The following is an 11,256-nucleotide window of genomic DNA, read 5'->3' on the forward strand; positions in this document are numbered from 1 at the left end:
ATGATCTAGGGATGGGACCGCGAAGGCTGCCGCGGTTCCTTCGCCGGACTGCCCGCGGCGGCAGGACGTCCGGCCGGATCGGATACTCCGCCGCGACAAGGGAGGAGACTAGTGGAATTCCCGAAACCTACCAACCGTCAGACCGCGAAGGAAAAACAGCGCAGCCGGTATGAGACGCTGATCTTTACCCGTCTGGTCCTGCTGGTCGCAGTCCCGCTGCTCATTGTGGGTCTGCTGTGCGGCATCCTGTACTACCGCAGCGAGTCCGCCCGCGACCGCGCCAAACTTGGCGAGGTGGCCGGCAACGCTTCGATGCGGATGACGAGCGTGTTTGACGGACTGCGCAGCTATTACCTGGCAGCCCTGCGAAATTCCAGCTTTACCTGGATGGAAAGCTGTTCGGAAATCCCGTACAGCCGGTACAGCGACCTGCGGGATGCCCAGGAGCTGCTGCGGGGCGGGACCTATATGGATTCCTATGTGGTCGGGTACGAATACATCAATCTCCGCTACGGCTGGGTGCTGAGCAACTACGGCACCTTCCCGCTCGAGCAGATGAAAAATCAGGAGGAAATCCGCACCTTCATCGACAACCAGGCCAGCCAGACCGCCACCCTCTACTGGGTTAACCGCACCGGTGCGGCGCCGCGCCAGACCTCCAGCCTGTGGCTGAACGTGTCGGGACAGTGCCTCGTGGCACGGATCACCTCGGCCAAGAACGGCCTGGTGGGAATGCTGCTGATCCATCTCGATATGGAATACCTGTCCGAGCTGGCAGGGGAGTGGAAGTCGCTGGGCTATGACGTGGTGCTGCTCGACGCGAACGGCGAGACCGTCACCACCACCGACACCGAGCTGGCCCACGCGCTGGCCGATGCCGGCGACCTCTCGGATGGGCATCTGCGCATCCCCGGCACCATCAGCAACTACCTTGTGCAGGGCCGGGCCATCAACTTCAACGGCATCACCTGTTATGCCGCCTACGACGAACAGCAGAACCTCGGGTCCAGCGTCGCGGCCTTCTGGGTCTCGGTGCTCATCCTGCTGGCCACCGTCGTCGTGCTGCTGGTCTGCCGGTGGAACAGCGCCTTCCTCTATCGTCCCATCCGGGAACTGCTCGACCAGGCCTACGACGTGTTCGGCCGGCGGGAACAGAACCAGGACGAGTTCGACTATCTGACCTCCAGCGTGACCCGCGCTGCCCAGAACCAGAAGGATATGCAAAAGCTGGTACAGGCCCAGCGCCGCCAGCTCGAACAGCAGTTCCTGCTGCACATCCTGCGCAGCGAGGCCAGCCTCGAGGCCATCCACAGCACGATGCAGGAGTTCGGCATCCAGCCCTTTGCCTGCTACCGGCTCCTCGTGCTCAGCATTGTCTTTGAAAAGCAGATGACCGGGTCGGTGCGTGAGGCGGTCGCCCAGACCGTCGCCCAGCGCCTTCCCGCCGAAATCTGCCGCCGGCTCTTCTTTTGCCCGGTGGCCGTGGATGCCACGGTGGTCATGGTGGCCGGCGCCGAGAACGAGGAAACACTGGCCCACAACGTCGAAACCGTCTACAAGGGTGCGGCCAAGGTGGTCAGCGCCGGGATGGGCTGCCGGTGTGTGGCGGGTGTCAGCCGGGTTTTCACAAGCCCCGAGCAGATCGCCTCGGCCTGGCACGAGGCCAGCGAGGCACTGCGCAGCCGGGGCGCCGCGTCGGAGGAGATGCGCCAGGACCTGACCTACTACACGACGGCCGAGGACAACCACACCGAGCACGGCTATGACACCCTGCTGGAAAACGAGATCATCGCCGCCATGACGGCCTGCAACAAGCGGGAGACCGAGCGGCTCATCGGCGTCTTTCTCGAACGGCTGGAGGAAAAGGGCGTGCGCGGCTATGAGCGGATGTTCTATCTCCAGCGTCTGGTCAGCACCCTGCTGATGGTGGCCGAAAACGCCGGCCTGTCGGTCAGCAAGGTATTGTCCAACCACAGCGACAACCTGTTTGCCGAGATCAGCCGCATCTACAGCAACGACAAGATGCGCACCTTCCTCGTGGAGGAGGTCGCCGTCCCGGTCATGGACCTGCTGGGCAATTTCCGGCGGGACAATACCAGCGAGCTGGTCAAGAACGTGATCGCCCTCATCAAGCAGACCAACGGCGACCTGACCCTCAACGAGTGCGCCGAAAAGCTCAACTATTCGGCCAGCTATATCTGGAAAGTCCTCAAGAACGAGCGCAACACCAACTTCACCGACCTCGTCGCTTCCCAGAAACTCGAGATGGCCAAGGAACTGCTGCTCACCACCGATATGTCGGTGGCCCAGGTGGCCGACACGCTGCACTACTCCAACGTGCAGAACTTCATCCGGTTCTTCAGCCGCGAGGTCGGCATGACCCCCGGCAAGTACAAAAAAGAATACCAGACGGGCAAGAAAAAGCCCTGACGGCCCGCACCCCCGACGGTTGTTCCGCCGGGGGTATTTTTTTGCCCCGCAGCGCAAACACTAGCTGCGGAAAAAAAGTTTGCAAAAGGGGGTTGACAAAATGAACTGTAAATTATACAATTACAGTGTAATCTGAAACAAAAAGATTTACAGTTTAGCACCGACACGGTGCAAAAATCCGAACACCTACCTTATATATAAAGGAGAAGCATTATGAATAAGAATCCTCTGACTTCCGCCAATTTTGACCAGACCATCGCCAACGGTGTGACCCTCGTGGATCTGTGGGCGCCGTGGTGCGGCTACTGCCGCCGGATCGCCCCGGCCGTCGAAGCGCTGGCCGATGAGCTGGACGGCCGTATCCGGGTTGCCGGCGTCAATGTGGACGACGCGCCGGATGTCGCCGCACGGTTCGGCGTCAACACCATCCCCACGCTGCTGCTGTTCAAGGACGGCCGCCTGCTGGGCCGGCCCTTTGTGGGACCGCGTTCCCAGGCAGACATCCGGGAATATCTGTCGGCCAACGGCGTACTGTAAGACAAGGAGGCAGCCATGAACAACGCGGTTGATGTACTGGTGCTCGGCGGGGGACCCGGCGGCTACACGGCCGCGCTCTATGCGGCGCGGGCAGGTCTGTCGGTCCTGGTGCTGGAGCGGCTCTCCGCCGGCGGCCAGATGGCCACCACCGGCACGGTGGAGAATTACCCCGGCTTTGAGGACGGGGTGGACGGGTTTGAACTGGGCGAGAAGATGCAGCGCCAGGCCCAGCGCTTCGGCGCCCGGACGGTGCTGGCCGAAGTCCGCGAGGTTGCGCTGACCGAGTCCCCCAAGCGGGTGGAGACCGACCGCGGCACCTTCCTGGGGCGCACGGTGGTGGTGGCCACCGGCGCCGAAGCCCGGGAACTGGGCGTCCCCGGCGAGGCGGCTCTGCGGGGCCGCGGGGTGAGCTACTGCGCCACCTGCGACGGGATGCTCTACCGCGGGCGGGAAGTGGCGATCGTGGGCGGCGGCAACACCGCCGTCGGCGATGCCCTGACGCTGGCCCGGCTGGCCGGGCGTGTGACGCTGATCCATCGGCGGGACGCGCTGCGGGCCTCCACCGTTTACCTTGACAAGCTCCGGGAAAATGGTGTAAATATTGTATGGAACACCGAGGTCAAGGCGCTGCAGGGCGATGACCGGCTCACCGGCCTGGTCCTGCGCAACAAGGTCACGGGGGAGGAAAGCACCCTGCCGGTGGACGGCCTGTTTGTCGCCGTCGGGCGCCGGCCCGAGACCGCTCTGTTCCGCGGGCAGCTCGAAACCGACGAGGCGGGCTACCTGATCGCCGACGAGACCACCCGGACATCGCTGCCCGGCGTCTACGCGGTGGGCGACGTGCGCCGCAAACCGGTCCGTCAGATCCTGACGGCCGCCGCGGACGGCGCCGTTGCCGCACATTATATCGAGGAATATCTGGCCGGGAACCGGGCGTGACGCCGCTTCCCGGTACGCAACGGGAGGAACGGCATGAAGAGCGATTTCAGCGTGGCGGTCCATGCGCTGGTGTATCTGAGCGTCAAGGGCTGCACGCTCTCCAGCGATGCGCTGGCCGACAACATCTGTACCAACGCGGCGCGGGTGCGCAAGGTCATGGCCCGCCTGAAAAAGGCCGGCCTGGTGGGCGCCCGGGAGGGAAGTGAGGGCGGTTTCTGCCCCCAGGTTCCCCCCGCCGAGCTCACGCTGGACCGGGTGGCGGCCGCCGTGGACACCGCCTTTGTGGAGTCCGGCTGGCACAGCGGCGCCGCCGACCGCAACTGCGCCATCTGTGCCGGCATGGCCGGCGTGATGGATGAGATCTATGCCGATCTCGATGCCGGTTGCCGCCGCCGTCTGGCCGGTGTGACCATCGCCGATATCGAGGACCGTCTTTTTGCGGGCAAGCCGCTCTTTGCGGCGGAACAGGAGTTGACAGATGGGATTTGATCTGTCCGTCGGCATCTCGGCGGTGACCGTTTTCCTGCAGGGGCTGCTCAGCGTCTTTTCCCCCTGCGTGCTGCCCCTTATCCCGCTGTATATCGGGTATCTGGCCGGCGGAACGGCGGCGGTGCAGCCGGACGACACCATCCGCTATCCGCGCCGCCGCGTGCTGGTCAACACCCTGTTCTTTGTGCTGGGCATCAGCTTCGCTTTCTTCCTGCTCGGCATGGGCTTCACGGCGCTGGGCCGCTTCTTCAGCGGCAACCGCACCCTATTCACCCGGTGCAGCGGCGTGCTGATCCTGGTGTTCGGCCTGTACCAGCTGGGCATCTTTGGCCGCAGCAGCGCGATGGACAGCGAACACCGCTTCCATCTGCCCCTCAACCGGCTGGCCATGAACCCCCTGACCGCGCTGCTCCTCGGCTTTACCTTCAGCTTTGCCTGGACGCCCTGCGTGGGTCCGGCGCTGTCCGGCGTGCTGCTCATGGCCTCCAGCGCGCCCGAGCGGGGATTTTTGCTCATCGGGGTGTATACCCTCGGCTTTGTGATCCCCTTCCTGCTGGTGGGACTGTTCACCGGCACCGTGCTGGACCTTTTCAAAAAATACCACAACGTCGTGCGGTATACCACCCGCATCGGCGCCGTCCTGCTGATCCTGATGGGTCTGATGACGCTGACCGGCTTCACCGGGCGGCTCAGCGGGGTGCTGTCCCAGACGGGCGGCAGTCCGTCGGCCTTGTCCGGTGCGGCGCCCCAGGTCACTGCCACGCCCGCTCCCACCGAGGAGCCCGAGACCGACCCCGACGCCATCCCGGCCCCCGACTTCACACTGGTGGACCAGTACGGCGAGGAACACACCCTGTCGGAGTACTGCGGCAAGACGGTGTTCCTGAACTTCTGGGCCACCTGGTGCGGCCCCTGCCAGAGCGAGATGCCCGAGATCCAGTCGCTCTATGAGTCCTACGGCAGCAACGGCGAGGACCTGATCGTGCTGGGCGTCGCCAACCCCAGCAGCGCCGAAAATCCCCGCGCCGTGGACGGCAGCATTGACGAGGTCAGCGGATTCCTGTCGGACAACGGCTACACCTTCCCGGTGGTTATGGACACCACCGGCGATGTGCTCAGCGCCTACGGTATTTCCGCCTTCCCGACCACCTTCATGATCGACACCGAGGGCAACGTCTTCGGCTATGTGACCGGTCAGCTGACCGCCGATATGATGGAGAGCATCGTCACCCAGACCATGACCGGGCAGCGGGTCTCCTGAACAACAACAAAACGCCCCCGCAGATTCTGCGGGGGCGTTTTTGTTATGGCTGCGGGTCAGTGCAGCCGCCCGTAATACATATCGCTGAAGATGCCGTCGGTGCGGATCAGCTCGTCATACCGGCCGGTCTGCTCGATCTGCCCGTGGTTCATCACAAGAATCTCGTCGCAGTTCTGCAGCGTGGTCAGGCGGTGGGCGATCGAGAGGATGGTCATGCCGTTCTCGGCCTTGAGCTTTTCAATCTCGAGCTGGATGTGCTTTTCCGAGGTATTGTCCAGCGCCGAGGTGGCCTCGTCAAGAATCAGGATCTTGGGCCGGCGCAGGAAGATGCGGGCAATGGCAATCCGCTGCCGCTGCCCGCCCGACAGGTTGCTGCCGCCCTCGGCCAGGACGGTGTCAAATCCGTCGGGCAGTGTCCGGATGTAGTCCAGCAGGTAGGCTTTGGCGGCGGCCTCCTCCAGCTCTTCGGGGGTGGCGGTCCGTTCCAGACCGTAGCAGATGTTCTCCCGGATAGTCCCGGCAATCAGGAAGGGACTCTGGGGGACCAGCGCAATGAGCCCCGCAATCTCCCGGCGGGACAGCGTGTTGATCTCCCGCCCGTCCAGGTACAGCGCGCCGTCGCAGTGCTCGAGGCGGCAGATCGCCTTGATCAGGGTGGATTTGCCGCAGCCGCTCGGCCCCGCAATGCCCAGGAACATCCCCTGACGCACCTGCAGGTTGAGATGCCGCAGCACCGGGTCGCCGTCCTCATACCGGAACGAGAGGTCCCGCAACTCGATGAGGGCCTGCGGCGGGTCGGCAGGGGGCAGGGCGGGCAGCGTCGTGTAGGAAAAATCGCTGGGCAGGTCGGTCATCCGGAAAAAATCCTCCGCCAGCACCATGCACTCCGAAAGCTCGTCCAGGATGCGGTGCAGCTCCTCGAGCGGGGTGAGCAGCTGGGTGAAGCAGAGATAGGCGGTCAGCACGCTGCCCACCGTGATGACGCCCCGGGTGGCCAGATAGGTGGAGATGCCGATCATCAGCACCGTGAACACCGCCTTGTTGATGAACTTGAGGGTGTCGTACTTGGCCATCTGCAGATGGTGCTTCATCTCCTTGCTGCGCAGGAACTCCGACCGGGTCTCGAACCGGGATTCCTCCAGGGCAATGCTGTCGGTGATGCGGATGACCTCAATGCCGTTGAGCAGCTCAACAATCGTGCCGTCCATCGCGGCCTTGGTCTCGAGCAGCTCCACCCGGATGCCGCGCTGGGTGTGGATCTGCCGCATGACAATCGCGGTGCCGATCGGGATGACCAGCAGCATCGGCAGGGCCAGCACCACGGGCAGCGTCGTCAGAATCACAAGGATCGCCGCAATGCTGTTGAAGATGGCCGGCGCAAAATCCATGAAGAGCAGCTTTTCCAGCTTGACGGTGCCTTCCAGGCAGCGGTTCAGCCGCCCGTGGATGTTGCCGGTCATGTTGTTCTTGAAGTAGGACAGCGGCGCCTTGAGCAGCGACCGGATGACCAGCCCCCGCGCCTTCTTCTCGGTCTTGGTGGCGGTGTCCTCCACGAGGATGCGCCGGAAAATCTTGATCAGCTCGTTGAGAATCGTCGCCGCCAGAATCAGCAGCAGAAAGGGAATCACGCCGGCAAAGTGCAGCGGGTCCTGCATCAGGATGTCGTCGGTCAGCCAGCCGATCGCCTTGGGCGTCAGCTGGGACAGCCCCGCCGAAAGCACCATGGCCAGCACAATCAGCACAAAGCTCCGCTTCTGCCGGCGGTCCAGCAGCCGGTACAGCTTTTGCAGGATGGATTTCAGCGTTCCCTGTTTCATGACAATCCCCGCTCTCCGGTTTGAATTCCAGTCCTATTATACCGGGTTTTCCTCCCGCAGGAAATACCCTGCAAAAAATTTGCGCCGGTCTGCCCCCGGCGTCGTCGGGCGTCTTGACAGTTGCCGGTGCACTGTGCTAAAATAAATCGACTTTGAAAAGCTGCACTGTCATGAGTCTTTTCAAATGCACATACTCGGACCACTCCGACAGGGAGTCAAGGCCATACGGACAGCCGGGTCCACTGCCGAGGACGGCCGTTGCGCCGCCATTATTGATGGAGTTAAAAGCTCAAATTTTATAAGTTGGTTACTTCATAACCGAAATGCGCTTTGGCGCAGACTTGTGAAACGGTCAATAAGAGTAGGAAATGTGTATTGCATCAGGACTCTGACACGAACCTTCTTGTCTTTCCCTGCCTGTTCCGGTATGCCCCGCGGCTGCCCGGAACCCTGCGGCAGTCTGACGAATGATCGGGACGCAAGCTGTGCCAACCGCACAGCCTGCGTCCTTTTTTGTGCGCGGGCGCGCCAAAATCCAGGGAAAAGAGGAAGTGCAAATGCCCATTCAGCATTACAAGCTCGATCAGCGCAGGGCACCGATCTACGAAGCGCTGGAACGGTTCCGCCAGATGCGGGTGGTGCCGTTCGACGTTCCGGGCCACAAACGCGGGCGCGGCAATCCCGAGCTCACGGCCTTTCTGGGCCAGCAGTGTGTCGGGGTGGACGTGAACAGCATGAAACCGCTGGACAACCTGTGCCACCCGGTCTCGGTCATCCGGGAAGCCGAGGAACTGGCCGCCGATGCCTTCGGCGCCGCCCATGCGTTCCTCATGGTGGGCGGTACCACCAGCTCGGTACAGAGCATGGTGCTCACGGCCTGCAAGCGCGGGGACGAGATCATCCTGCCGCGCAACGTGCACCGCAGCGTCATCAACGCGCTGGTGCTCTGCGGCGCCGTCCCGGTCTATGTCAATCCCGAGGTGGATCAGCGGCTAGGCATCTCGCTGGGAATGCGGCGGGAACAGGTCGAAAAGGCCATCCGCGAACATCCCAACGCCGTGGCCGTGCTGGTCAACAATCCGACCTACTACGGCATCTGTTCCGACCTGCGCGCCATCGTCAAGATGGCCCATGACGCCGGGATGCTCTGCCTTGTGGACGAGGCCCACGGCACCCACTTCTATTTCGGCGGCGGACTGCCGGTCTCCGCCATGGCGGCCGGCGCCGATATGGCCTCGGTCTCGATGCACAAGAGCGGCGGCAGCCTGACCCAGTCCAGCCTGCTGCTGGTCGGCCCGCGGGTTCATCCGGGCTATGTGCGGCAGATCATCAACCTGACCCAGACCACCTCGGGCAGCTATCTGCTGATGTCCAGCTTGGACATCTCCCGCCGCAACCTGGCCCTGCGGGGCCGTCAGGTCTTCCATCAGGTCGCCGACATGGCCGAGTATGCCCGCGAGGAGATCAACGCCGTCGGCGGATACTACGCCTTCGGCAAGGAACTGGTCAACGGCAACTCGGTGTTTGACTTTGACATCACCAAACTCAGCGTCCATACGCTGGACATCGGCCTGGCAGGTATCGAAGTCTATGACATCCTGCGGGACGAATACGACATCCAGATCGAATTCGGCGACATCGGCAACATCCTGGCCTACCTCTCGATCGGCGACCGCCCGCAGGAGGTGGAGCGTCTGGTCAGCGCCCTGGCCGAGATCCGCCGCCGCTACCACACCGACGGCGCCGGCCTGCTCAATCAGGAATATATCGACCCCGAGGTGGTGGCCAGCCCGCAGGAAGCTTTCTATGCCGACAAGGTCAGCCTGCCGCTGTGCGAGACCGAGGGCCGGGTCTGCAGTGAGTTCGTCATGTGCTACCCGCCGGGAATTCCTATCCTTGCGCCCGGCGAGCGCATCACCAAGGAGATCCTCGACTATATCACCTACGCCAAGGGCAAGGGCTGCTCGATGACCGGCCCCGAGGACCCCGAGATCCGGCATCTCAACGTGCTGGTGTGAATTTGCATCAGAAAGGACGGTAAACCGATGGAATTTTGGTTCAGCGAATTTCATACCCCCGATGTCAAGCACAGCATCCGGGTCAACCGGCAGCTGTATTCCAAGCAGAGCGCCTACCAGCGCATCGACATCTTCGAGACCCCCGAGTTCGGCCGTGTGCTGGCGCTGGACGGCAACGTCATGCTGACCGAGCGCGACGAGTTCATCTATGACGAGATGATCACCCATGTGCCGATGGCGGTGCATCGGGGCATCCGGGACATTCTGGTCATCGGCGCCGGCGACGGCGGCGTTGTGCGGGAGCTGACCCGCTACGACCGGGTGGAGCGGATCGACCTGGTCGAGATGGACCCCCAGGTGCTGGAGGCCTGCCGCAGCTATCTGCCCGGCAATGCCTGCCGGCTGGATGACCGCCGGGTTCATATCTACTTCGAGAACGCCCTCAAGTTCATCCGCCGCTGCGAGGAGGAGTACGACCTCATCATTGTGGATTCTTCCGATCCGTTCGGCCCCTCCGAGGGCCTGTTCACCCGCGAATTCTACGGCAACTGCTTCAACGCCCTGCGGGAGGACGGCATCATGGTCAACCAGCAGGGAAGCCCCTTCTATGCCCAGGATGCCGAGGCCATGCAGCGCAGCCACAAGCGCATTGCCTCCACCTTCCCGATCAGCCGTGTCTACCAGGCCCACATCCCGACCTTTGCCGCGGGGTACTGGCTCTTCGGCTTTGCCAGCAAAAAATATCATCCCATCGACAACCTGGATGCCGACGCCTGGAATGCGCTCAACCTGCGCACCCGCTACTACACCACCCGGCTGCATGTGGGCGCCTTCTATCTGCCGGCCTTCCTCGAAGAGATGCTGCGGGAGGTGGAATGATGCTGCGCAAGAATATCGAAACCTTCCTCGGCTGCGACGCCGAGTACCGCCCCGCCTCGATGGTGCTGTTCGGCGCGCCGTTTGATTCCACGACCTCCTTCCGGCCCGGCGCCCGCTTCGGGCCCTCCGCGATCCGGCACGAGAGCTTCGGACTCGAAACCTACAGCCCCTACCAGGACGCCGACCTCACGGACTGCGAGGTGTTTGACAGCGGAGACCTGGAACTCTGCTTTGGCAGCAGCGAGACCGCCCTTGTGGATATCGAATCCCGCGCCGCCGAGATCCTGCGGGACGGCAAATTCCCCCTGCTGCTGGGCGGCGAACATCTGGTCACGCTGGGCGCCGTCCGGGCGGCCGTGAAAAAGTGGCCCGATCTGCACATCGTCCACTTTGACGCCCATGCCGATCTGCGGGATGACTACCTCGGCGCCAGGCTCAGCCACGCCTGTGTGCTGCGCCGCTGCCACGAGCTGGTCGGGGACGGCCATATCCACCAGTTCTGCATCCGGTCGGGGGACCGCGAGGAATTCCGCTTCGCCGCCGAACACACCGACCTGCACAAGTTTGACTTTTCCGGCCTGGAGGAACTCTGCGGCTGGCTGGTCCGCACCGATGTGCCGGTCTACTTCACGATCGACCTGGACTGCCTCGACCCCGCCTGCTTCCCCGGCACCGGCACACCGGAGAGCGGCGGCGTGAATTTCCTGCAGCTGCTGGATGCCATCCGCAAGGTGTCCGCTGCCCGGGTCGTGGCGGCCGATGTGAACGAGCTGGCCCCCATGCTAGACCCCACCGGCGCTTCCACGGCGGTGGCCTGCAAGGTCGTCCGGGAATTGATTCTGGCTCTCTGCCATGGCAATACAAAACGCAAATAAATAAAAAGAAA

At 63.0% G+C, this 11,256-nt stretch carries 9 protein-coding genes; 8 read left to right on the plus strand and 1 reads right to left on the minus strand.

The features are described 5' to 3' along the window. The first annotated feature begins 111 nt into the window (after positions 1-111). From U0L91_RS03900 to U0L91_RS03920, 5 genes are all read left to right on the plus strand, one after another. The gene (locus U0L91_RS03900) at positions 112-2,430 is read left to right on the plus strand and encodes a helix-turn-helix domain-containing protein (protein ID WP_330044909.1); all 2,319 of its coding nucleotides are present in this window, start codon (positions 112-114) and stop codon (positions 2,428-2,430) included. Between the two features lie 213 nt (positions 2,431-2,643). Beyond that, positions 2,644-2,967, plus strand: coding sequence for a thioredoxin family protein (locus U0L91_RS03905; RefSeq protein WP_113998975.1), 324 nt, complete (start codon positions 2,644-2,646; stop codon positions 2,965-2,967). 15 nt (positions 2,968-2,982) lie between these two features. Further along, a complete protein-coding gene (trxB, locus tag U0L91_RS03910; RefSeq protein WP_330044910.1) occupies positions 2,983-3,906 on the plus strand; it encodes a thioredoxin-disulfide reductase in 924 nt (307 codons plus the stop codon). Between the two features lie 33 nt (positions 3,907-3,939). Then, positions 3,940-4,395 (plus strand): RrF2 family transcriptional regulator, encoded by a 456-nt coding sequence (locus tag U0L91_RS03915; RefSeq protein WP_113998977.1) that lies wholly within the window; start codon positions 3,940-3,942, stop codon positions 4,393-4,395. After that, positions 4,385-5,656 carry a cytochrome c biogenesis protein/redoxin gene (locus U0L91_RS03920; RefSeq protein ID WP_330044911.1) on the plus strand — a complete coding sequence of 424 codons (1,272 nt, stop codon included), beginning with the start codon at positions 4,385-4,387 and terminating at the stop codon, positions 5,654-5,656. The genes U0L91_RS03915 and U0L91_RS03920 overlap by 11 nt, the downstream gene beginning before the upstream one ends. Before the next feature lie 56 nt (positions 5,657-5,712). On the opposite strand, the gene U0L91_RS03925 is transcribed toward U0L91_RS03920, so the two are convergent. Then, positions 5,713-7,473 carry an ABC transporter ATP-binding protein gene (locus U0L91_RS03925; RefSeq protein WP_330044912.1) on the minus strand — a complete coding sequence of 587 codons (1,761 nt, stop codon included), beginning with the start codon at positions 7,471-7,473 and terminating at the stop codon, positions 5,713-5,715. Between the two features lie 557 nt (positions 7,474-8,030). On the opposite strand from U0L91_RS03925, the gene U0L91_RS03930 reads away from it, so the two are divergent. From U0L91_RS03930 to speB, 3 genes are read left to right on the plus strand one after another with little or no spacing between them, the layout of a single operon-like run. Further along, a complete protein-coding gene (locus tag U0L91_RS03930; protein WP_330044913.1) occupies positions 8,031-9,491 on the plus strand; it encodes an aminotransferase class I/II-fold pyridoxal phosphate-dependent enzyme in 1,461 nt (486 codons plus the stop codon). Positions 9,492-9,518: 27 nt separating this feature from the next. After that, complete coding sequence (gene speE / locus U0L91_RS03935) at positions 9,519-10,370, plus strand: polyamine aminopropyltransferase (protein WP_330044914.1); 852 nt, start codon at positions 9,519-9,521, stop codon at positions 10,368-10,370. Continuing rightward, on the plus strand, positions 10,370-11,245 hold the full coding sequence (speB, locus tag U0L91_RS03940; RefSeq protein WP_330044915.1) for an agmatinase: 876 nt from the start codon (positions 10,370-10,372) through the stop codon (positions 11,243-11,245). The genes speE and speB overlap by 1 nt, the downstream gene beginning before the upstream one ends. The last annotated feature ends 11 nt before the right edge of the window (positions 11,246-11,256 follow it).

The sequence above is a fragment of the Gemmiger sp. genome (assembly GCF_036306485.1).
In the GTDB taxonomy this organism is placed as follows: domain Bacteria; phylum Bacillota; class Clostridia; order Oscillospirales; family Ruminococcaceae; genus Gemmiger.